The 21,500-nt window shown below is 72.4% G+C and carries 19 protein-coding genes and 1 riboswitch; of the genes, 10 read left to right on the top strand and 9 right to left on the bottom strand.

Translation table 11 applies throughout. The annotated features are described in order from the left end of the window. The first annotated feature begins 262 nt into the window (after nt 1-262). A complete protein-coding gene (locus EMA09_RS20255) occupies nt 263-520 on the top strand; it encodes a WhiB family transcriptional regulator (protein WP_062206726.1) in 258 nt (85 codons plus the stop codon). Between the two features lie 161 nt (nt 521-681). On the opposite strand, the gene EMA09_RS20250 is transcribed toward EMA09_RS20255, so the two are convergent. Both EMA09_RS20250 and EMA09_RS20245 read right to left on the bottom strand, forming a co-directional pair. Next, nucleotides 682-2,166 (bottom strand): PAS domain-containing sensor histidine kinase, encoded by a 1,485-nt coding sequence (locus EMA09_RS20250; protein ID WP_129844152.1) that lies wholly within the window; start codon nt 2,164-2,166, stop codon nt 682-684. Between the two features lie 362 nt (nt 2,167-2,528). After that, a complete protein-coding gene (locus EMA09_RS20245) occupies nt 2,529-3,131 on the bottom strand; it encodes a TetR/AcrR family transcriptional regulator (protein ID WP_129842415.1) in 603 nt (200 codons plus the stop codon). An 83-nt stretch (nt 3,132-3,214) separates the two neighbouring features. On the opposite strand from EMA09_RS20245, the gene EMA09_RS20240 reads away from it, so the two are divergent. Beyond that, nucleotides 3,215-3,997: an SDR family oxidoreductase gene (locus tag EMA09_RS20240; RefSeq protein ID WP_129842414.1), complete on the top strand. Its 783-nt coding sequence runs from the start codon at nt 3,215-3,217 to the stop codon at nt 3,995-3,997. A 36-nt stretch (nt 3,998-4,033) separates the two neighbouring features. Here EMA09_RS20240 and EMA09_RS20235 read toward each other — a convergent pair whose 3' ends face one another. The 5 genes from EMA09_RS20235 to EMA09_RS20215 all read right to left on the bottom strand — a co-directional run bounded on the left by EMA09_RS20235 (nt 4,034) and on the right by EMA09_RS20215 (nt 9,793). Continuing rightward, complete coding sequence (locus EMA09_RS20235; RefSeq protein ID WP_129844151.1) at nt 4,034-5,059, bottom strand: SIS domain-containing protein; 1,026 nt, start codon at nt 5,057-5,059, stop codon at nt 4,034-4,036. Nucleotides 5,060-5,082: 23 nt separating this feature from the next. Continuing rightward, nucleotides 5,083-6,648, bottom strand: coding sequence for a glycoside hydrolase family 3 protein (locus tag EMA09_RS20230; protein WP_129842413.1), 1,566 nt, complete (start codon nt 6,646-6,648; stop codon nt 5,083-5,085). A 7-nt stretch (nt 6,649-6,655) separates the two neighbouring features. Then, complete coding sequence (locus EMA09_RS20225; protein WP_240796478.1) at nt 6,656-7,474, bottom strand: carbohydrate ABC transporter permease; 819 nt, start codon at nt 7,472-7,474, stop codon at nt 6,656-6,658. Then, nucleotides 7,471-8,457: a sugar ABC transporter permease gene (locus EMA09_RS20220; RefSeq protein ID WP_129842412.1), complete on the bottom strand. Its 987-nt coding sequence runs from the start codon at nt 8,455-8,457 to the stop codon at nt 7,471-7,473. The genes EMA09_RS20225 and EMA09_RS20220 overlap by 4 nt, the downstream gene beginning before the upstream one ends. A 76-nt stretch (nt 8,458-8,533) precedes the next feature. Beyond that, nucleotides 8,534-9,793: an extracellular solute-binding protein gene (locus EMA09_RS20215; protein WP_129842411.1), complete on the bottom strand. Its 1,260-nt coding sequence runs from the start codon at nt 9,791-9,793 to the stop codon at nt 8,534-8,536. Nucleotides 9,794-10,051: 258 nt separating this feature from the next. On the opposite strand from EMA09_RS20215, the gene EMA09_RS20210 reads away from it, so the two are divergent. From EMA09_RS20210 to EMA09_RS20180, 8 genes are all read left to right on the top strand, one after another. Continuing rightward, nucleotides 10,052-10,834: a GntR family transcriptional regulator gene (locus tag EMA09_RS20210; RefSeq protein WP_129842410.1), complete on the top strand. Its 783-nt coding sequence runs from the start codon at nt 10,052-10,054 to the stop codon at nt 10,832-10,834. A 167-nt stretch (nt 10,835-11,001) separates the two neighbouring features. Next, entirely contained in the window at nt 11,002-13,110 is a 2,109-nt protein-coding gene (locus EMA09_RS20205; RefSeq protein WP_206306087.1) for a carbon starvation CstA family protein, read from the top strand. 8 nt (nt 13,111-13,118) lie between these two features. Then, nucleotides 13,119-13,322: a YbdD/YjiX family protein gene (locus EMA09_RS20200; protein WP_206306086.1), complete on the top strand. Its 204-nt coding sequence runs from the start codon at nt 13,119-13,121 to the stop codon at nt 13,320-13,322. A gap of 139 nt (nt 13,323-13,461) precedes the next feature. Further along, the gene (locus tag EMA09_RS29485; protein WP_346655844.1) at nt 13,462-14,025 is read left to right on the top strand and encodes a DUF2079 domain-containing protein; all 564 of its coding nucleotides are present in this window, start codon (nt 13,462-13,464) and stop codon (nt 14,023-14,025) included. Beyond that, a complete protein-coding gene (locus EMA09_RS20195) occupies nt 13,914-14,951 on the top strand; it encodes a DUF2079 domain-containing protein (RefSeq protein WP_346655872.1) in 1,038 nt (345 codons plus the stop codon). The genes EMA09_RS29485 and EMA09_RS20195 overlap by 112 nt, the downstream gene beginning before the upstream one ends. Nucleotides 14,952-15,003: 52 nt before the next feature. Then, the gene (locus EMA09_RS20190; RefSeq protein ID WP_129842408.1) at nt 15,004-15,537 is read left to right on the top strand and encodes a GNAT family N-acetyltransferase; all 534 of its coding nucleotides are present in this window, start codon (nt 15,004-15,006) and stop codon (nt 15,535-15,537) included. Beyond that, nucleotides 15,530-15,694, top strand: a riboswitch (cobalamin riboswitch). (Overlaps the previous gene by 8 nt.) Before the next feature lie 125 nt (nt 15,695-15,819). Further along, entirely contained in the window at nt 15,820-18,207 is a 2,388-nt protein-coding gene (locus EMA09_RS20185; RefSeq protein ID WP_206305974.1) for a ribonucleoside-diphosphate reductase subunit alpha, read from the top strand. Continuing rightward, a complete protein-coding gene (locus EMA09_RS20180; RefSeq protein ID WP_240796477.1) occupies nt 18,204-19,256 on the top strand; it encodes a ribonucleotide-diphosphate reductase subunit beta in 1,053 nt (350 codons plus the stop codon). Before EMA09_RS20185 ends, EMA09_RS20180 begins: the two co-directional genes overlap by 4 nt. 58 nt (nt 19,257-19,314) lie before the next feature. Here the strand turns inward: EMA09_RS20180 and EMA09_RS20175 are convergent, their stop codons facing one another. Continuing rightward, nucleotides 19,315-20,802: a DHA2 family efflux MFS transporter permease subunit gene (locus EMA09_RS20175; protein WP_129842406.1), complete on the bottom strand. Its 1,488-nt coding sequence runs from the start codon at nt 20,800-20,802 to the stop codon at nt 19,315-19,317. Next, the gene (locus tag EMA09_RS20170) at nt 20,799-21,413 is read right to left on the bottom strand and encodes an NAD(P)H-dependent oxidoreductase (protein ID WP_129842405.1); all 615 of its coding nucleotides are present in this window, start codon (nt 21,411-21,413) and stop codon (nt 20,799-20,801) included. Before EMA09_RS20170 ends, EMA09_RS20175 begins: the two co-directional genes overlap by 4 nt. Nucleotides 21,414-21,500: the final 87 nt, after the last annotated feature.

The raw sequence follows: 21,500 nt of genomic DNA, 5'->3' as shown, positions 1-21,500 counted from the left end.
GTTTAGCGCAGAGTCCACCCCTGAGAAGTAGGGCTGTGAGCAAGGCGACACCAAGGATTCAAAAAAAACTTTCCGGAAGGGGTTGTATCCGTCGCCGAGGTTTGCGAACCTCTTCATGGCGATCGGGACGGCCGAGGCTTTCGGCCCCCTTGAGAGCCCGAATCCCCTCCCCAGACTGAGCTCCGGCTCCTTATTTGTCGGGGGATTCGTGAAAGCGTTCACATTCACAAGCAAGCTGCAACCCGCAGGAGATGGAGCAGACATGGACTGGCGTCACAGCGCCGTTTGCCGCGAGGAAGACCCCGAGCTGTTCTTCCCCATCGGCAACACCGGTCCCGCGCTGCTGCAGATCGAGGAAGCCAAGGCCGTCTGCCGCCGCTGCCCCGTCATGGAGCAGTGTCTGCAGTGGGCTCTGGAGTCCGGCCAGGACTCCGGCGTCTGGGGTGGGATGAGCGAGGACGAGCGCCGCGCGATGAAGCGCCGCGCCGCCCGCAACCGGGCGCGGAAGGCCACCGCCTGAGCAGGTCGGCCACCCCGCCGGACGTCCCCCGTCCGTCATGTGCTGCCCCGAGCCGCAGCCCGCGCGGCACCTCCGTCGGTGCCACCGCGCGATGAGCGTCCAGCCCCGCCCCGCACGCGAGTTCCTCGCGCGGGGCGGGGCTTTCGCATGTGCGGGACCGGTCAGCGCTTGCGCTCGTCCAGGGGCACGTCGAGGACGACGCGGGTGCCGCCCTCCGCGACCGGCACCATGTCGAAGCGCCCGCCGAGCTCGCCCTCGACCAGCGTCCTGACGATCTGCAGGCCCAGGTTGCCGCTGGTGCGCGGGTCGAAGCCGGGCGGCAGGCCGCGGCCGTCGTCCTGGACGGTGACGAGGAGCCGGCCCTTCTCGCGGCGGGCCGCCGTCCGGGCCGCCCCCACCTCGATGGAGCCCCGCTCCCCCGGCCCGAAGCCGTGCTCGAGCGCGTTCTGCAGGACCTCGGTGAGGACCATGGACAGCGGCGTGGCCGTCTCGGCGTCCAGGATGCCGAACCGGCCGGTGCGGCGGCCCGACACCCGCCCGTCCGGGGAGAGTTCGGCGACCATGCTGATGACGCGGTCGGCGATCTCGTCGAACTCCACGCGCTCGTCGAGGTTCTGCGACAGGGTCTCGTGGACGATCGCGATCGAGCCGACGCGCCGCACCGCCTCCTCCAGCGCGGCGCGGGCGCCGGCGTCCCCGGTGGCACCGATCCGCCGGGCCTGCAGGCGCAGCAGGGCGGCCACGGTCTGGAGGTTGTTCTTCACCCGGTGGTGGATCTCCCGGATGGTGGCGTCCTTCGTCATCAGCTCGCGCTCGCGGCGCCGCAGCTCGGTGACGTCGCGCAGCAGTATGAGGGAGCCGATGCGCTCGCCCTTGGGTTCGAGGGGGATGGCCCGGAGCTGGACCACGCACTCGTCGCCCTCGATCTCGGCCTCCCGGGGCGCCCAGCCGCTCGCGAGCTTGACGAGCGACTCATCGACGGGGCCGCGCGTCGGCGCCAGGTCGGCGGTGGTCGGGCCGAGCGGGAGACCGACGAGGTCGGCGGCCAGGCCGAGGCGGTGGTAGGCGGACAGCGCGTTGGGGCTGGCGTACTGCACGACGCCGTCGGCGTCCAGGCGGATGAAGCCGTCGCCGACGCGCGGCGCCCGGTCCATGCCGACCTGCTGGCCGGGGAACGGGAAGGCGCCGCCCGCGATCATCTGCGCGAGGTCGGAGGCACTCTGGAGGTAGGTCAGCTCCAGGCGGCTCGGGGTGCGGACGGTGAGGAGGTTGGTGTTGCGGGCGATGACGCCGAGGACGCGGCTCTCGCGGCGGACCGGGATCGACTCGACGCGGACCGGCACCTCCTCGCGCCATTCCGGGTCGCCCTCGCGGACGATGCGTCCCTCGTCGAGCGCCACGTCGAGGAGGGGGCGCCGGCCGCGCGGGACGAGGTGGCCGACCATGTCGTCCTGGTACGAGGTGGGGCCGGTGTTGGGACGCATCTGGGCGACCGAGACGTAGCGCGTGCCGTCACGGGTGGGCAGCCACAGCACGAGATCCGCGAAGGAGAGGTCGGAGAGGAGCTGCCACTCGGACACCAGCAGGTGGAGCCAGTCGAGGTCGGGCTCGCCCAGATCGGTGTGCTGGCGTACGAGGTCGTTCATGGAGGGCACACCGGCGAGCTTACCGGGGGAGCTCGAAGGAGCACCCGGACAGCGTGCGGCGCCCTGTGCGCGCCGGGGGCGTGCCGTCACGGGTCCGTGCGATGCGGCGCGGGCGCCAGGAAGTCCCCTCGGAGCATGGACACACAGGGCGCGGACGGGACAGAATGGGGGGACGAGACAACCGCATGACTTCTGCCCTCCCCGCACAGGGGGGCAGAGCGGGACCTCCGTCGCTCTCTGCCCTGACGGCGTCGTGAGGTCCGCATCGCTCCGGGCTGCGGTGCCGAGAGGGTTGAGGGTCCCTCCACGGCGCCGCGGCCCGTGGGTGTTTCCGGGGGCTTCTCCCCCGCCGGCCGGCCGTGTCAGGCGGTGGGCCAGGCGCGCAGCGCCGTCTCCGCGACGCTCTCGAGATCGGCACGGGTCGCGCCGTCCCGCGACTGCTGGCTCATGCCCTGGATGACAGTGGCGAAGAAGCGCGCGAGCGCGGCGGTGTCGGTGCCGGGCGGCAGGAGGCCGGCCGCGCGGTCGGCCCGGATCCGGTCCTCGAAGAGCCGCAGGTTGCGGGCGCGCAGCTCGCGCAGCGCCGCGGCGACGTCCTCGTCGGAGCGCTGGTAGTTGGCCGCGGCCGAGATGACCATGCAGCCGTGCGGCCGGTCCGGCTCGGTGAACCGGACGGCGGCCTCCCGCAGCAGCCGGCCGAAGGCGTCCCTGGCGGTCGGCTCCTCCTCGACGGCGCGCGGCATGAAGGAGCCGTCGTTCGCGAGGTAGGCGGCGATCGCCTCCTCGAAGAGGGACTTCTTGTCGCCGAAGGCGGCGTAGAGGCTGGGGGCGCCGATGCCCATCGCGCGCGTCAGGTCGGCGACGGAGGTGGCCTCGTAGCCGTGCTCCCAGAAGACCTCGACGGCCCGTTCGAGGGCGGCGTCCCGGTCGAAGGAACGGGGGCGTCCGCGCTGTCTCGTGGCCATGGGGACCATTCTATAGCGGTCGTTAGGAAAAGGTGCTACGGTCTTTCTGTAACGACCACTAGAGAAATCGAGGGGGCGGCGTCATGAGCGCGCGCGTCGAGGAGTCAGCAGCGGTGCGGGGCGGGCGGACGGCCCTGGTCACGGGAGGGAGCCGGGGCATCGGGCGAGCGGTGTCCGAGCGTCTCGCCCGGGACGGGTTCCGCGTCGCCGTGCACTACGGGAGCGATGCGGCGTCGGCCGAGGAGACGGTCGCCGTCATCGAGAAGAACGGCGGGCAGGCGTTCACCGTCCGCGCCCGGCTCGGGGAGCCGGGGGACGCCCGGGCGCTGTGGGAGGCGTTCGACGAGCAGGCCGACGGCGTCGATGTCGTCGTCAACAACGCGGGGGTCACCGACGGGCGCCGGGGCATCGCCGGCACCGACGAGGCGGAGTTCGACCGCGTGTTCGCGATCAACGCCAAGGCGCCCTTCTTCATCCTGCGGGAGGGGCTCTCCCGCCTGCGCGACGGCGGGCGCGTCGTCAACCTCTCGACGGGTCTCACCCGGCGGGCGGGCATGAAGCCGGAGATCGTCGCCTACACGATGTCGAAGGGCGCCATCGACCAGCTCACGGTGGCGCTGGCCAAGGAGCTGGGGCCGCGCGGCATCACGGTCAACGCGGTCGCCCCCGGCGCCATCGACACCGACATGAACGCGGGCTGGCTCCGCGCCGACCCCGCCGCGCGGGCCGCCACGGCGGCTGCGTCCCCCCTCGGGCGGGTCGCGATACCGCAGGACGTGGCGGACATCGTCGGATTCCTCGCCTCGGACGACAGCCGCTGGGTGACCGGGCAGTGGATCGACGCCGCCGGCGGCGCCCTGCTGTGAGCGCGCCGCCGGCGGGCCGGCCGGGGAGTGGGCGGCTCAGCGGGTCTCGGTGACCTTCGCCAGGGCGCGGGGCGCGTCCGGGTCCTGCCCCCGGGCGAGCGTCACCTCCAGGGCGAGCAGTTGGAGGGGGAGGATCTCCAGGATGGGCTGGAGTTCCTCCGGGACCCCGGCGGTGGGCAGCTCGAAGCCGGCCGAGGCCGCCTCGACCTGGGTCTTCGGGCCGATCACCACCAGATCGGCGCCCCGGTCGCGCAGCCGGTCGAGGACGGGCTGCAGCGCCTCACCGCCCCGGCCGTCCGTCACGATGGCGATGACCGGGGAGACGTTGTCCACCATCGCGAGCGGTCCGTGCAGCAGGTCCGCGCCCGAGTAGGACAGTGCCGGGATGTAACTGGTCTCCATCAGCTTCAGGGCGGCTTCCTTGGCCGTCGGGTAGCCGTAACCGCGGGAGGTGAGCACCATGCGGTCGGCGAAGCGGTAGCGGGCCGCCAGCCGGCGGACCTCGTCGCCGCGGGCCAGGACGGCCTCGGCCAGGTCCGGCAGGTCACGGGCGGCCGCGGCGCCGTCGGCGCCGCGCAGCCCCTCCACGAACAGGTGGAGCGCCAGGAGTTCCGCCGTGTACGTCTTGGTCGCCGGGAGCGCGCGTTCCGGACCGGCCAGCACGTCGATGTGGTACTCGGCCGCCCTCGCCAGCGGGGATTCCGCGTTGTTGGTCACGGCCAGGGTGATCGCGCCGGCCTCCCGGGCGGCCCGGGTGGAGGCGACGAGATCCGGTGAGCCGCCCGACTGGCTGACCGTGATCACGAGGCAGTCCGTGAGGTCCTGTGCCGCCTCGTAGGCGGTGGTGGTGGACATGGAGGTGAGGCCGCAGGGCTTGCCGAGGCGGATCTCCAGCAGGTACTTGGCGTAGAGCGCCGCGTTGTCGGAGGTTCCGCGCGCGGTGAGGAGGACGAAGCGGGGGGCGCGGGCCGCGATCCGCCCGGCGGTGGCGCGGATCGCCGGGGCGCCCTCGGCCAGCAGGCGGCGCAGGACGGCCGGCTGCTCGGCGATCTCGGCGGCCATCACGTGCCCGGGGGCACCGGTGCTCACGCGGTCTCCCCCGTCCCGTCCGTCCGGCCGGTCAGGATCTCGGCGGCGGCCCGCCCGCAGACACGGGAGGCACCGTGCGTCGCGATGTGCACGAGCCCGGCCGGCGGCGCGTGCGGGACGCCCATCTCCACCACACGGGTGTCCGGGCGGGCGGCGAGCAGTCCGCCGAGGGCGGCCGCCATCCACGGGTGGCGGTGCACGTCGCGGACCACCGCCACCACCTCACGGTCGCCGGCCGCGTCGAGGACGGCGGCGAGCACGCCCTCGGTGCCGAGCCGTTCGGCGTCCGCCGCCGTGTGGCCTGCGGCCGAGGTGCCGGGGAGCAGGCGGGTCAGCTCGGCGGCCAAACCCCACGGGGTGTCGGTGCCGGCCGCGTTGTTCGCCACCGGGGAGAAGGAGGCCACATGGACGGGGCGGTCCAGCGGCCGGACGGACCCCGCGTCGTCCCGGTGCGTCACGCGGACGGCGCGGCGGGCCGCCGTGAGGCCGATGTCCGGGGCGTCCTCCGGATCGGCCGGGAGCCGGTCGCGTCCGGCGGCGGTCCAGCGGGCCAGTGCCCTGACCCGTTCGGCGGCGTCGTGGAGGCGCTCCTCGGCCAGCCGGCCCTCACGGACGGCCGCGACCAGGGCGTCGCGCAGCCACAGCACCTCCGCCTCGTCGGACGGGGTGCCCCCGATGCACAGGGCGTCGGCGCCCGCGGCCACGGCGAGGACCGCGCCGCCGTCGAGCCCGTGCACGCGGCTGACGGCCTTCATCTCCAGGGCGTCGCTGATGACGAGGCCCTCGTAGCCGAGGCCGCCCTCGTCGCGGGGCGCGCGCAGCAGCCCCGTCAGGATGGCGCGGCTCAGCGTCGCGGGGTGGTCGGGGTCCAGCGCCGGGACGAGGATGTGCGCCGTCATGATGCTGCGGACACCGGCCTCGACGGCGGCGCGGAAGGGCACGAGTTCACGCGCGTGCAGGGTCTCCGTGTCCACGTCGATGCGCGGCAGGTCGAGGTGGGAGTCGACGGAGGTGTTGCCGTGGCCCGGGAAGTGCTTCACGCAGGCTGCGACCCCCGTGCTCTGCAGCCCCTCCACATAGGCGACGGTGTGGCGGGCCACGAGCTGCGGGTCGTCGCCGAAGGAGCGGACGCCGATGACCGGGTTGTCCGGGTCGGAGTTGACGTCCGCCGACGGTGCCCAGTTCAGGGTGATGCCGCAGGCGGCGAGCCGGCGGCCCGTCCCGGCCGCGACCGCGCGTGTCAGCTCCGGGTCGTCCGCGCTGCCGAGCGCGTGGCTGCCGGGGACGGCTGAGCCTTCGCGCACGTCTAGGCGCGTCACGTCGCCGCCTTCCTCGTCCACCGCGACCAGCACGTCGGGCCGGGCCGAGCGCAGCAGCGCGGTGAGCCCCGCGAGCTGCTCGGGCGAGACCACGTTGCGGCCGAAGAGGCCGACGCCGGTCATGCCGTTCTCGAGCTGGCGCAGCAGCCAGCCGGGCACGGTGGTGGTGCCGTCGAAGGTGGGCTGGAGGACGGCGAGAGCGTCGCGGGTCAGGGTGTCGGACGCGGGGACCGCGGTCGTCATACGGGGGCTATCCCTTCACGGCACCGGCGGCGAGACCGCCGGTGACCCGTCGCTGGAGGAGCAGGAAGACGAGGAGCACCGGCACGGTGAACAGGGTGGCGGCCGCCATCGTGGCGCCCCAGTCGTTGCCGAACGCGGTCTGGAAGCCGTTCAGCCAGCGCGGCAGGGTCGCCGTGTCCGGGGTCTTGTTCAGCACCGACACCATGGCGTACTCGTTCCACGCCAGGATGAACCCGAACAGTGAGGTCGCCATCAGGCCGGGGGCCAGCAGGGGGAAGATGATCCGGAAGAACGCCTGGCGCCGGTTGCAACCGTCCATCATGGCGGACTCCTCCAGCTCCTTCGGTACGGCCGCGATGAAGCCGCGCAGCGTCCAGATGGTGAACGGGAGCGCCATCACGCAGTAGACGATCACCAGGGTCCCGATGCTGTTGAGCATCGAGAGGTCCCTGGCGTTCAGGTAGACCGCGATGACCAGCACCTCCCACGGTGCGAGCTGGGCCGCCATCACGGCGAGCAGCATCGCCCGCTTCCCGCGGAAGCGCATCCGGGCCACGGCGTACGAGGCCAGCAGCGCCACGGCCAGGGCCACCACGACGGCCCCGATCGTGGCGACGAGGCTGTTGAGCGCGTACGTCCAGAAGAGGTCGGCCTCGGAGGCGGTCGTGTAGTGCTCGAAGGTGGGGACGAAGAAGAAGACGGGGTCCTTGGTGAGGACCTTGGAGTTCTCCTTGAGGGAGGAGGAGACCATCCAGTAGACGGGGAAGAGGAAGAGCGCCGAGAGGATCAGGGCCGTCCCGTTGAGCCAGAGCTTCCGTGGTTTCACGCGTCGTTCTCCTTCTCCTGCGTGAGGATGAGCCGGAAGTAGAAGGACATGGCGATCAGCAGGACGAGGACCGTCAGGACGGAGATGGCCGCGGCGAGCCCGAACTGGTTCTGCCCCATGCCCTCGATGTAGGCCATGACGGGCAGGGTCTCCGACTCGCGGTCGGGTCCGCCGCCGTTCAGGGCGTAGACCTGGGGGAAGGCCTTGAACACCCAGATGATCTCCAGGAACGTGGTGATCAGGAAGAACGGCCGCATGATCGGCGCGATGACCGAGCGGAAGACGCGCCAGCTCCCGGCGCCGTCCATGCGCGCCGCCTCGATGATCTCGGTGCTCACGGTGCTCAGGCCGGCGTAGAGGTTCAGCGCGACGAAGGGCACCGAGGCCCAGACGATCAGGATGGTCGCGATGGCGAGCGTCGAGGTGCCGGAGGAGAACCAGTTGTGCTGCTCGTACCCGTCGAATCCGAGGCTCCGCATCGCCCAGTTGGCGACCCCGAACTGCGTGTCGAACAGCCAGTGGAACACGGTCGTGGCCGCGATGACCGGCATGGCCCAGGCGACGACCAGGCTGACGGAGAGCACGAGCCGCATGGCGCGGCCGAGCTGCCGCAGCAGCAGCCCGATCAGGGTCCCGATGACCATGATCAGGACGACGTTGACGGCGGTGAACACGAAGGTGCGGACCACCGAGTCCCAGAAGCGCTCCGACTGGAGGACCTCGCGGAAGTTGTCGAAGCCGGTGTACTCCGTCGTCCGGCTGATGAACTGACGCCTGCCGAACTCCTGGAAGGCGAGCAGGAGGTTGCGCACCAGCGCGTATCCGAGCACCCCGAGCAGCGCGGCGATCGCCGGGGCGATCAGCAGGTAGGGGACCCACGCGCCGGGGAGGCGGCCGCTTCCCCGGCGCGCGCGTTCCCGGCCGGCCGTGGTGCCCTTCAGGGGCGGTACGGGGGGTGGTGCTTGCTCGATGTCTACGGTCATGCGTGCCTTCCCTCGCACGGCGGGCGGGGCGCCGCCCGGCGCTCGGGCCGGGCGGCGCCCCGGGGGTGACGCGGGCCTATTCGCGGTTGATGCGGTCGGTGATCTCCGAGTCGGCCTCCTCGGCGGCGGCCTGGTAGTCGTCGCCGTTGAGGGACTTGGTCATCAGTTCCTTTATCGGGTTGGGCTCCGTCTCGACGTTGGCCCATCCGGTGGTGAGGGGCGGCAGGAAGCCCACGTCGACGGACTGGACCATGGCCTCGGCGAAGCTGCCCGGCTCCGGCTCGGCGGTGACGTCCGTCCGGTTCGGGACGACGCCGTCGCCGTTGGCGTCGACGAACTTCTGCGCCCACTCCTGCGAGGTGGCCATGCGGAGCCACTCGGTCGCCAGCTCGCGGTCGCTCGCGCGCTCGGAGACCGCCAGGTTCGAGCCGCCGAGGAAGACGTGACCGAGGGCGTCCTCGGTCGGTCCTGGCACGGGGAAGTAGCCGAAGTCGGCCTCCCCGCCGGCCTCCTCGATGGCGGCGGTGGCGCCGGCCGCCTCCCAGCCGAGGCCGATCCAGGAGGCGACCTCCTGGTTGGGCACGACCTCGGTGGACTGCTGCGGCTCGGCCTCGTCGTTGTCGGTCGGCGAGTCGGAGAACGCCTGGAGCTGCGCGTAGAAGTCCATCGCGGCCTCGCCCTCGGGCGTGGCCAGGGCGCCCTTCCAGCCGTCCCCGTCCTCGACGGCGAAGCTGCCGCCCTCGTCGGCGAGGAAGCCGCCCATGACGTAGTACGACTGACCGGGCAGGTAGATCGGCTCGGCGTCGGTGTTCTCGTCGATCTTCTCCAGCGCCTCGATCCACTCCTCGCGGGTGGTGGGGACCTCGGCACCGGCGTCGGCCCAGACGCTCTTGTCGTAGATCACCACACGGTTGGCGCCGTACCAGGGCACCGCGTAGAGCGTGCCGTCCATCTGGGCCGAGTCGAGCATGGACGGGGTCCACGGCTCGTCGGCCAGCTCGCCGAGGTCCGCGAGGCCGCCGGTGTTGGCGTAGCCGACGGTCTGGGTGTTGCCGATCTCCAGGACGTCGACCGTGCCGTCCTCGGACAGGGCGGTCGTCACCCGTTCCTGGATGCCGTCCCACTGCTGGATCTCGACATGGACCTCGACGCCGTGCTCCTCCTCGAAGGCGGCGTTCAGCTCGGTCACCCACTCCTCGGGTGCCGAACCGTCCATCAGCCACACGGTGAGGGACCCGTCACCGGCGCCGCCGCCCCCGCTGCCGTCGTCCCCGCACGCGGCGAGGCTCGCCGTCAGGGCCGCCGCGCCGACGGCGGCGACCAGCTTGTGCTTCACGTCACGTCTCCCTTCGTTGCCCGTAAATGGTGTAGACAAGAGGTGTAGACCAGTTGCCCGGGAGCTTGGACCAGAGCGAGTCGGGGTGTCAAGAGACCACGAGCGGCCTGCGGCGTCCGTTACGTGACCGACATCTGGTCCGGGACGGCACGGCCTCAGCGGCCGTGTCACGATGTGGGTTTCACAGTCACGGAGGAGCCGGTGACGGCAGATCAGAACAGCGCGGAGAGGCGCGCGGCGGTGCGGAGCGGCGTTCCCGTGACGGGTGGGGGCACCGGTCCCGAGGGTCCCGACCGCATCCGCACGGCACGTGTCCCGAAGTACTACCGGCTCAAGCGCCATCTGCTGCGCATGACGGAGACGATGCCGCCGGGCACCCCGGTCCCGCCCGAGCGGACGCTCGCCACCGAGTTCGACACCTCGCGCACCACCGTGCGCCAGGCCCTCCAGGAGCTGGTGGTGGAGGGCCGTCTGGAGCGCATCCAGGGCAAGGGCACGTTCGTCGCGAAGCCGAAGGTCTCCCAGACCCTGCAGCTCACCTCCTACACGGAGGACATGCGCGCCCAGGGCCTGGAGCCCACATCGCAGCTGCTGGAGATCGGATACATCACCGCCGACGAGCGCCTCAGCCGCCTCCTCGACCTGCCCGAGGGCGGCCGGGTGCTGCGCATCGAGCGGTTGCGGCTGGCCAGCGGCGAGCCCATGGCCATCGAGACGACGCACCTCTCGCAGGAGCGGTTCCCCCTGCTGCGCCGCAGCCTCGTCCGGTACACGTCGCTCTACACGGCGCTCGCCGAGGTGTACGACGTCCGCCTGGCGCGCGCCGAGGAGACGATCGAGACGTCCCTCGCCAATCCGCGCGAGGCCGGGCTGCTCGGGACGGACGTCGGGCTGCCGATGCTGATGCTCTCGCGGCACTCGCGCGACACGCGGGGCGAGCCGGTCGAGTGGGTCAGGTCCGTGTACCGCGGCGACCGCTACAAGTTCGTCGCCAGCCTCGAACGGCCTCACGAACCCCAGGAGTCACACGGTTCCCACTGACCACAGGCACCATGGCGGTCCGCCGCCGACTGCCCTAGATTCCCCGCGTCGGTCAAGGACGACTGCGGGGAGGACAGGTGCTGTCACGGCAAGGGACACGCGGGCCGCGTGCCGGGGCGATCGCCGTCTGGACGGCCGTCGCCGTCATCGGCGCCGCCGGGTGGGCGATGCTCGCCCTGGCGCGCGGCGAGGAGGTGTCGGCGGCCTGGATGGTCGCCGCGGCGCTCGGCACGTACGCCATCGGCTACCGCTTCTACTCGAAGTTCATCGCCCACCGCGTCCTGCGGGTGGACGGGCGGCGGGCCACGCCGGCCGAACGCCTGGAGGACGGGCTCGACTTCCACCCGACGGACCGGCGGGTCCTGCTCGGTCACCACTTCGCCGGCATCTCCGGCGCCGGGCCGCTGGTCGGCCCGGTCCTGGCGGCGCAGATGGGCTACCTGCCGGGGACCATCTGGATCATCACCGGTGTCGTCTTCGCCGGCGCCGTGCAGGACATGGTGGTGCTCTTCTTCTCGACCCGCCGTGACGGCAAGAGCCTCGGCCAGATCGCGCGCGAGGAGATCGGTCTCGTCGGCGGCATCGCCGCGGTGATCGCGATCTTCAGCATCATGATCATCATCCTGGCGGTGCTGGCGCTCATCGTCGTGAACGCCCTCGCCGAGTCGCCGTGGGGCACCTGGTCGGTCGGCCTGACCATCCCCATCGCCCTGTTCATGGGCGTCTACCTGCGCTTCCTGCGGCCCGGCCGCATCGCCGAGGTCACCGTGATCGGCGTCGCGCTGCTCCTGCTGGCCATCGTGTCCGGCCGGTGGATCGCCAACTCCGGGCTCGCCGACACGTTCACCCTCTCCCCCGGCTCCCTGGTCGTCTGCCTCGTGGTCTACGGCCTCGCCGCGTCCGTGGCACCGGTGTGGATGCTGCTCGTGCCGCGCGACTACCTCTCGACCTTCATGAAGGTCGGCACGATCGGCCTGCTCGCGCTCGCGATCGTCGTCACGCTGCCGGGCATGCGGATGGAGGCGGTCACCGACTTCGCGAGCCGCGGGGACGGGCCGGTGTTCGCCGGGTCGCTCTTCCCGTTCGTCTTCATCACCATCGCCTGCGGCGCCCTGTCGGGCTTCCACGCGCTGATCTCCTCGGGCACCACGCCGAAGATGATCCAGAAGGAGACCCACGTCCGCCCCATCGGTTACGGCGCGATGCTGATGGAGTCGTCGGTCGCGGTCATGGCCATCACCGCCGCCTGCGTGCTCGACCCCGGCGTCTACTTCGCGATGAACGCCCCGCCCGCCGTGATTGGCGACACCCTCCAGGCGGCGTCGGACACGATCACCTCCTGGGGCTTCACGCTCACCCCCGAACAGCTCGCGGACGCCGCGCGGTCCGTCGAGGAGTCGTCGCTGCTGTCGCGCACGGGCGGCGCTCCGACCCTGGCGCTCGGCCTCTCGGCCATCCTGGCCGACTTCCTCGGCGGCGACGCGATGAGCTCGTTCTGGTACCACTTCGCGATCATGTTCGAGGCGCTGTTCATCCTGACGGCCATCGACGCCGGCACCCGGGTGGGGCGGTTCATCCTCCAGGACGCGGTCGCGAGCGTCCACCCGAAGCTGGCGCGCTTCCGCTCCACCAACTGGCTCCCCGGGGTGTGGATCAGCAGCGCCGTCGTCGTCGCGCTCTGGGGCTACCTGCTGTGGGTCGGCGTGCACGACCCCCTCGGCGGCATCAACACCCTGTATCCGGTCTTCGGCATCTCGAACCAGCTCCTCGGCGCGGTCGCCCTCGCCGTCTGCACCGTGCTGCTGGTCAAGTCCGGACGCCTCAGGTACGCCTGGGTCACGCTGGTGCCGCTGGTGTGGGTGTCGGTCGTGACCCTCACCGCGAGCTGGCAGAAGGTCTTCTCCGACGATCCCGCGGTCGGCTTCCTCGCGCGCCGCGACCGCTACCAGGACGGCATCGACGCCGGCGAACTGCTGACCGGCGCGAAGGACATGGACGACATGCGGACCATCGTCAGCACGGCGACGCTCGACGCCGTCCTGTCGGCCGTCCTCGCGCTCCTCGTGATCGTGGTCCTCGCGGACGCGCTGCGGGTCTGCGTCCGCGCGGTGCGGCGTCCGGGCTCGGTGTCCCTCGCCGAGGCGCCGTTCACCGAGTCCCGGCTCATGGCCCCGGCCGGGATCATCGCCACCCGGGCGGAGAAGGAGCGCCTCGCGGCCGCCGGGCTCGGCACGGGCGGCGGCATCCCGGACCGCGAGCCGGGGGCCGGCGGATGACCCGGGGCATCACCGTCGCGCCGCGGCGCGCGCTGACGTGGCTGCGCTGGTACGTGACCGAGGTCACGGGTGAGAGCGCCTACGACCGCCATGTCGCCCGGCTGCGGCGCGACGACCCGGCCGCGCCGGTGCCGACCCGGCGGGCGTTCGAGCGCATGCGCGTCGAGCGGCGGTACGGGGATCCGCGCGGCGGCGGCCACGGGTGCTGCTGAGCACCGGGCCGGGTGAGAGCGGTGACACACCGTGATGTGATGCCCCTCACCCGGCCTCCTGGCCACTTCCGGTAACCGGGCACCCCTTGCCCGGCGTATGAAGGGGGGAACGGCCGGGCACGGTGGCGGAAGGGGAACGGTGACGGCACGCACAGAGGGGGAGCGCGCGGACACGGCCGCGCGCCGCACCGTCGCACCCGCCGAGGAGCACGGACCCGCCGCGGACACCGGGCCGCGGACCGGCCGGCCGTGGCGGGACCGCCGCCCTGGACCGCGCGCCGATCCCTACCTGCTGGCCGGGGTCTTCTGCGTCCTGTACGCGGTGGTCTCCGTGAGCCGGTACGTCCGGTGGGAGTCCCGCTCGTGGGACCTCGGGATATTCGAGCAGGCGGTCCGGTCGTACGCGCATCTGCGGCTGCCCGTCTCCGACCTGAAGGGACCGGACTTCGCCCTGCTCGGCGACCACTTCAGCCCGGTCACCGCGCTGATCGCCCCGTTCTACCGGGTGTTCCCCTCCCCGGTGACGCTGCTGATCGCCCAGGCCGTGCTGTTCGCCGTGGCGGTCGTGCCCGTCACACGGGGGCGGCCGCCCTGCTGGGGCGGGGCGCGGGCGCCGCGATCGGCGCTGCGTACGGACTGTCCTGGGGAATCCAGCGGGCCGTCGACTTCGACTTCCACGAGATCGCGTTCGCCGTCCCGCTGATCGCCTTCTCCCTGGAGGCCCTGGTCACCGGACGGTACCGGGCGGCCCTGTGGTGGGCGGTGCCGCTGCTGGTCGTCAAGGAGGACCTCGGGCTGACGGCCGCGGCCATCGCCGGTGTGGTGGCGCTCCGCGCCCGCGGCGAGGGGGACGCGGCCGGCGTGCGCCGGGCGCTGACCGTCGCCGTGTGCGCCGCCCTTGCGTGCGCGCTCACGATCGGGGTGCTCATCCCCGCGTTCAACTCGGGCGGCGGCTACGACTACTGGACGAAGGTCGGCGACGGGCCGGGGCCGCTGGCCACCGCGTTCACGGACGTCGACCAGAAACTGCGGACCGTGCTGTGGGTGCTGGTGCCGACCACCGGCCTGCTGGCGCTGCGGTCACCGCTGCTGCTCGTCCTGCTGCCCACGCTGGCCTGGCGCTTCGTGTCCGACGACCCCCACTACTGGGGCACCGACTGGCACTACAGCGCCGTACTCATGCCGGTCACGGCGCTCGCGCTCGCCGACGCCGCGGCCCGCACCCGCGCCGGGGCCGGGCGGCCGTGGCTGCGGGCGTACGCGGAACGGCTCCCGCTCGGCGTCCTGGCGGCGGCGCTCGCGCTGAGCACGACGCTGCCCGTCGCGGGACTCACGCACACGGCCGCCTACCGGGCCGGGCCGACGGCCGAGGCCGGCAGCCGGGTGCTGTCGGTGATCCCGGACGGCGCCGAGGTCGCGGCGAACGTCAAGCCGATCGCCCACCTCACCGGCCGCTGCCGCGTCTTCTGGATCGGCAGCGCGGACGGTCCCGCGCCCGAGTACATCGCCTACTGGGACCCGTACGAGACCGCCGAGTCGATGGTCGTCGACGCCCACCGGATGCATCCGGACGGCGTCTACCGGGTGGTGGCGCAGGAGGCCGGCTTCTGGGTCCTGCGCAAGCGCTGAGGCGTCCGGCACCGCACGCGGCGTTGTCGTACCCCGCCGCCACACTGGACGCATGGACATCCACATCAGGGAAGCGCTCCCCGACGAGCTGGCCGCCGTCGGCGAGTTGACGGCGCGGGCCTACCTCGGCGACGGGCTGCTCACCTCCGGCGCGGCCGACCCGTACCTGCCGGTGCTGCGCGACGCCGCCGACCGCGCGCTCCACGCCGAGGTGCTGGTGGCGGTCGGGCGCGGCGGGGGCGTCGGCCCGCTCGGGACGGTCACCTTCGTGGGCCGGGGCGGGAAGTACGCGGACGTGGCCGGCGCGGGCGAGGCGGAGTTCCGCATGCTGGCCGTCGACGCGGCGGCGCGCGGGCGGGGCGCGGGCGAGGCCCTGGTCCGGGAGTGCGTGCGGCGCGCCCGGGCGGCGGGGGCGGCGCGTGTCGTGCTCTCCAGCCAGTCGCGCATGCACACGGCGCACCGGCTGTACGAACGGCTCGGCTTCGTCCGGGCGCCGGAGCGCGACTGGGAGCCGATACCCGGGGAGTGCCTCCGGGTGTTCGCACTCGACCTCACCGACACACCGGAAGAGCACCACAACATGTAGGGCGTTCACCGGCGCGCGACACAAGATGTATGCTCATCCCGCTGTCGTCGCAGGGGAATCCGGTGCGAGTCCGGAACTGTCCCGCAACGGTGTGTCATACGCGGCTTCCCGCCGTGCGTGACGAGTCCGATCACCTGCCGGCGGTTTCGAACACGTCCGGGCCTCGTGGGTTGGGTCGGTGGACGCGTGCGGCCCGTGTGTGCCCCGGCACACCGTCCCGCAGGCGCTGCCGCCTGCTCGCGAACGCCCCTGATCCGCAAGCGTTCGAGGGAGAGCACGCACGTGACCATCGCACCCGTCGCCCCGGCGGAGCCGGTACCGGATGCGCTGACGCGCACCCTGACCGAGCTGACCGCCGGCCTGTCCGCGACCGACCCGGGCCGGGTCGCCGCCGCCGTCGCGCGCGGCCGGCAGCCCGGCGCGGGACCGGCCGAGCTGCGCGCCCTCGCCATCGAGGCCGCCGCCGGACTGATCGGCGAGGAACCGCAGTACGCGCGGCTGGCCGCGCGGCTGCTGACCCTCGCGATCCGCGAGGAGGCCGCCGGGCAGGGCGCCGTGTCGTTCTCCGCCTCGGTGGCGGCCGGTCACCGCGAGGGCCTGATCGGCGACCGCACCGCCGCCTTCGTCCGGCTGCACGCGGCTGCTCTCGACGCGCTCGCGGAGCGGGCCGTCGCGGACGGCGCCGACGACCGGTTCGAGTACTTCGGGCTGCGGACCGTGGAGTCCCGCTACCTCCTGCGGCACCCCACGACCCGCCGGGTCATCGAGACCCCGCAGCACTTCCTGCTGCGGGTGGCCTGCGGTCTCGCGGCCGACGAGTCGGCGGAGGCGCTCGCGGAAGTGGCCGAGCTGTACCGGCTCACCAGCACCCTGGCGTACCTGCCGTCCTCCCCCACCCTGTTCAACTCCGGCACCCGGCACCCGCAGATGTCGTCCTGCTACCTGCTGGACTCGCCGCTGGACGAGCTGGACTCCATCTACGAGCGCTACCACCAGGTCGCACGCCTGTCGAAGCACGCCGGCGGCATCGGCCTGCCCTTCTCCCGCGTGCGCGCCCGGGGTTCGCTGATCCGGGGCACGAACGGCACCTCGAACGGCATCGTCCCGTTCCTGCGCACCCTCGACGCGTCCGTCGCCGCCGTCAACCAGGGCGGCCGCCGCAAGGGCGCGGCCTGCGTCTACCTGGAGACCTGGCACGCGGACATCGAGGAGTTCCTCGAACTGCGGGACAACACCGGCGAGGACGCCCGCCGCACCCACAACCTGAACCTCGCCCACTGGGTCCCGGACGAGTTCATGCGCCGGGTCGAGGCCGACGCCGACTGGTCGCTGTTCTCGCCGTCCGACGTGCCGGAGCTGGTCGACCTGTGGGGCGACGCCTTCGACGCCGCCTACCGGCGCGCCGAGGCGGCGGGCCGGGCGGTGCGGACCGTCCCGGCACGCCAGCTCTACGCCCGCATGATGCGCACCCTGGCCCAGACCGGGAACGGCTGGATGACGTTCAAGGACGCCGCCAACCGCACCGCCAACCAGACCGCCGTGCCGGGCACCATCGTCCACTCGTCGAACCTGTGCACCGAGATCATCGAGGTCACCGACGACTCCGAGACGGCGGTGTGCAACCTCGGCTCGGTCAACCTCGCCGCCCACCTCCTGCCCGCCCCCGACGGCGCGGCGGCACCGGCCGGCATGGACTGGGAGCGGCTGGACGCGACCGTCCGCACGGCCGTGACGTTCCTCGACCGCGTCATCGACCGGAACTTCTACCCGACCGACCAGGCGTCCGTGTCGAACGCCCGCTGGCGCCCGGTGGCACTCGGCGTGATGGGCCTGCAGGACGTGTTCTTCCGGCTGCGGCTCCCGTTCGACTCGCCCGAGGCCCGTGAGCTGTCCACCCGCATCGCCGAACGCATCATGCTCGCGGCGTACGAGACCTCCGCCGGCCTGGCCGAACGCCACGGCCTGCCCGCCGGCTGGGAGGACACCCGCACCGCGCGCGGCGTCCTGCACCCCGACCACTACCCGGACGCGGCCCCGGCATGGCCCGAGCGCTGGGAGGCGCTGCGCACCCGCGTCGCCGGGACCGGCATGCGCAACGCGCTGCTCCTCGCCATCGCGCCCACCGCGACGATCGCGTCCATCGCCGGCGTGTACGAGTGCATCGAGCCCCAGGTGTCGAACCTGTTCAAGCGCGAGACGCTGAGCGGTGAGTTCCTCCAGGTCAACACCTACCTCGTCGCCGACCTGAAGCGCCTCGGCCTGTGGAACGAGGCCACCCGCGCGGCTCTGCGCGAGGCCAACGGCTCGGTGGAGGCACTGCCCGGGCTCCCCGCCGGACTGCGCACCCTGTACCGCACCGCGTGGGAGCTGCCGCAGCGCGCGCTGATCGACATGGCGGCCGCGCGCACGCCGTACCTGGACCAGAGCCAGTCGCTCAACCTGTTCATGGCCGCCCCGACCATCGGCAAGCTCAGCTCGATGTACGCGTACGCCTGGAAGCGCGGCCTCAAGACCACCTACTACCTGCGGTCGCGGCCCGCGACGCGGATCGCGCAGTCGGCCCGCGCGGCCACGGCCGCCGTTCCCCCACCCGCCCCCTCCCCGGATCAGGACGCGGCGGCCGCCGCCTGCTCCCTGGAGAACCCCGAGTCCTGCGAGGCATGCCAGTGACGACCACACCCGAGACCGACGCCGCGGCGAACGCCCGGACCCCCGCCGTGAAGAACCTGCTCGACCCCGGCTTCGAGCTGACGCTGCGCCCGATGCGCTATCCCGAGTTCTACGAGCGCTACCGCGACGCCATCAAGAACACCTGGACCGTCGAGGAGGTCGACCTCCACTCGGACGTGGCCGACCTCGCGAAGCTGTCGCCCGGCGAGCAGCACCTGATCGGCCGGCTGGTCGCGTTCTTCGCCACGGGCGACTCGATCGTGGCGAACAACCTGGTCCTCACGCTCTACAAGCACATCAACTCCCCGGAGGCGCGGCTCTACCTGTCGCGTCAGCTCTTCGAGGAGGCGGTGCACGTCCAGTTCTACCTGACGCTGCTGGACACCTACCTGCCCGATCCCGACGACCGGGCCGAGGCGTTCGCCGCCGTCGAGAACATCCCGTCGATCCGGCAGAAGGCGCAGTTCTGCTTCCGGTGGATCGACTCGGTCGACGACCTGGCGCGCCTGGAGACGAAGGCGGACCGGCGGCGGTTCCTGCTCAACCTGATCTGCTTCGCCGCGTGCATCGAGGGGCTGTTCTTCTACGGCGCCTTCGCGTACGTGTACTGGTTCAGGTCGCGCGGGCTGCTGCACGGCCTGGCCACCGGCACCAACTGGGTGTTCCGCGACGAGAGCTGCCACATGGCGTTCGCGTTCGACGTGGTGGACACCGTGCGGCAGGAGGAGCCCGACCTCTTCGACGCGGAGATGGAGCGTGAGGTCACCGCGATGCTGGAGGAGGCGGTGGAGGCGGAGCTGCAGTTCGCCCGCGACCTGTGCGGCGACGGCCTGCCGGGGATGAACACCGAGTCGATGCGCGCGTACCTGGAGTGCGTCGCCGACCAGCGCCTGGTGCGGCTCGGGCTGAAGCCCGTCTACGGCTCGCAGAACCCGTTCGCGTTCATGGAGCTGCAGGACGTCCAGGAGCTGACGAACTTCTTCGAGCGCCGGCCGTCCGCCTACCAGGTCGCGGTCGAGGGGAACGTCTCCTTCGACGACGAGTTCTGACGGACGGTGCGGTGTGCCCGGCCGGACACCGGCCGGGCACACCGTCACGCCGATGGGGTCACGCCGCCGGCACCCGGTCCCGTTCCGGTGCGGGTGACGCCGCCGGCGGGGCCGGGGCGCCGCGCGGCAGCCACAGGGCGGGCACGAGCGCGAGGGCCATCAGCGCGACCGGCCAGAGGTAGGTGTGCTGGAAGGCGTCGGCGAGCGCGGGCGCCACCGCGTGCAGTACGGCGTCCGGCGCTGCCTGCACCGCGTTCAGGGAGTCGGTGCCCGCGGGCAGCCGGGCCTGCATCCCGCTCGCCAGGACGACGGAGACCAGGGCCGCGCCGATCGAACTGCCGATCTGCGGGACGATCGCGAGCAGCGTGCTGACGACCGGCACGTCCTCCCGTCGGACCCCGCGCTGCACCGTCGTCATCAGCGGCATCATCGTCGCGCCGACACCGGCCCCCATCACCATCAGGGGCACGATCAGCCGCCAGTACGGCGTACCGTCACCGACCTGGGTGGTGAAGGCGGCGAACCCCAGTGCGGCGAGGGGGATGCCGGTGAGCACGACCCGCCGGGGCGGCACCCGGTCGACCAGGCGGCCGGCCACCTGCATGGTGAGCCCGGTCACCACGCCCTGCGGTATGCCGAGCAGCCCGGCCTCCGTGGCGCCCTGCCCCCGCGCGAGCTGGTAGTAGAGCGGCAGCAGCATCATGGATCCGAAGTACGCCGTGGCGAACAGTCCGAGCGCGCCGACGCCGACGGCGAGGGTGCGGCCGCGGAAGAGCCGCAGGTCCAGCAGCGGGTGCGGGATCCTGAGCGCGCGGACGACGAAGGCGGTGATCAGGGCGGCTCCCGCGAGGGCGGGCAGGAGTGCCGCGGGATCGGCGAAGTCGTTCCGCTCCCCGCCGGTGGCGAGTCCCCAGATGAGCAGGGCGAGGCCGGGCGAGAGGGCGAGCAGCCCGGGAACGTCGAGCCGGGCGACGGGCTCCGGCTCGTCCCGCGGGAACCACCGCGCGGCGAGGGTCGCGGTGACGAGGCCGATGGGCACGTTGATGAGGAAGATCCAGCGCCAGGACACCTCGTCCACGAGCCAGCCGCCCACGACCGGCCCGAGGACGGGGCCGATCAGCACGGGCAGTCCCATGAGGCTCATGACGCGGCCCATGCGCGCGCCGCCCGCGGCGCGGATCATGATGGTCATCGCGACGGGCATCACCATGCCGCCGCCGAGCCCCTGCAGCACACGGAAGGTGATGAGCGAACCGGTGCTCCAGGCGAGGCCGGCGAGCGCCGAACCGGCCGTGAACAGGCCGACCGCGGTGATGTACAGCCGCTTGGTGCCCACGCGGCCGATGGCCCACGCCGTCACCGGGATGACGGCCGCCAGGGCCAGCGTGTACCCCGTGACCACCCACTGCAGCGAGGAGAGGGACGCGCCGAACGTCTCGGCGAGCCGGCCGAGCGCGACATGCACGATGGTGGTGTCCAGGACGGTCATCATCGACCCGAGGACGATCACCGCGGCGATCGCCCCCAGGGGTGCCGGGCGCCTCATGACACGTACGGGCTGGCCGCCCGGGCCTCGCGCAGCGCGTGGGCCCACCACGCGAGCTGGTCGAGCAGGGTCCCGGCGGCCCGGCCGGCGTCGTCGTCGACGGGCCGGCCGTCCTCGCCGAAGCGGCTCCACGCGCCGTGGAAGCTCACGGTGTCGCGGATGGTGACGGCGTGCAGTTCGGCGAAGACGACGCGGAGCTGCTCCACGGCGCGCAGGCCGCCGGACAGGCCGCCGTAGGAGAGGAAGCCGACCGGTTTGGCGTGCCACTCGTGGTTGTACCAGTCGATCGTGTTCTTCAGCGCGGCCGGGAAGCTGTGGTTGTACTCGGGGGTGACGACGGCGAACGCCTCGGCGGCGGCGAGCCGTTCGCCCAGTTCCTCGTGACCGCGGCGGTCCATCGTCAGTGACAGGGGGGTGGCGGCCAGGTCGATCAGGTCGATCTCGAAGCCGCCGTGGTCACCGGCGTGGTCGGCGAACCACCGGGCGACGGTGGGGCCGAAGCGTCCCTCGCGGACGCTCCCGATGATGACGGCGAGCCGCAGCGGGGGCCGGCCGGGGGAGCCGTCCGCGGTGACGGGCTGCCGGGCAGCGGGGGTGGCGGTCGGAGACATGGGGGTTCCTCTCGTCCCGGCGCGGTGTGCGCCGTCGGGCTGACGGGGAACAGCCTCATACTTCAAGTTTCCTTGAAGTCAAGCGCG

This window comes from Streptomyces sp. RFCAC02 (genome assembly GCF_004193175.1).
GTDB lineage: Bacteria > Actinomycetota > Actinomycetes > Streptomycetales > Streptomycetaceae > Streptomyces.
This window is presented reverse-complemented; position numbering and strand designations above follow the sequence as displayed.

Bases quoted from the DNA above. Each gene is read 5' to 3' on its own strand.
- EMA09_RS20230 (WP_129842413.1), bottom strand. From the start codon at position 6,648: ATGACGACCGCGGTCCCCGCGTCCGACACCCTGACCCGCGACGCTCTC.
- EMA09_RS20175 (WP_129842406.1), bottom strand. From the start codon at position 20,802: ATGAGGCGCCCGGCACCCCTGGGGGCGATCGCCGCGGTGATCGTCCTC.
- EMA09_RS20255 (WP_062206726.1), top strand. From the start codon at position 263: ATGGACTGGCGTCACAGCGCCGTTTGCCGCGAGGAAGACCCCGAGCTG.
- EMA09_RS20170 (WP_129842405.1), bottom strand. From the start codon at position 21,413: ATGTCTCCGACCGCCACCCCCGCTGCCCGGCAGCCCGTCACCGCGGAC.
- EMA09_RS20240 (WP_129842414.1), top strand. From the start codon at position 3,215: ATGAGCGCGCGCGTCGAGGAGTCAGCAGCGGTGCGGGGCGGGCGGACG.
- EMA09_RS20250 (WP_129844152.1), bottom strand. From the start codon at position 2,166: ATGAACGACCTCGTACGCCAGCACACCGATCTGGGCGAGCCCGACCTC.
- EMA09_RS20245 (WP_129842415.1), bottom strand. From the start codon at position 3,131: ATGGCCACGAGACAGCGCGGACGCCCCCGTTCCTTCGACCGGGACGCC.
- EMA09_RS20220 (WP_129842412.1), bottom strand. From the start codon at position 8,457: ATGACCGTAGACATCGAGCAAGCACCACCCCCCGTACCGCCCCTGAAG.
- EMA09_RS20235 (WP_129844151.1), bottom strand. From the start codon at position 5,059: ATGGCCGCCGAGATCGCCGAGCAGCCGGCCGTCCTGCGCCGCCTGCTG.
- EMA09_RS20190 (WP_129842408.1), top strand. From the start codon at position 15,004: ATGGACATCCACATCAGGGAAGCGCTCCCCGACGAGCTGGCCGCCGTC.
- EMA09_RS20205 (WP_206306087.1), top strand. From the start codon at position 11,002: ATGCTCGCCCTGGCGCGCGGCGAGGAGGTGTCGGCGGCCTGGATGGTC.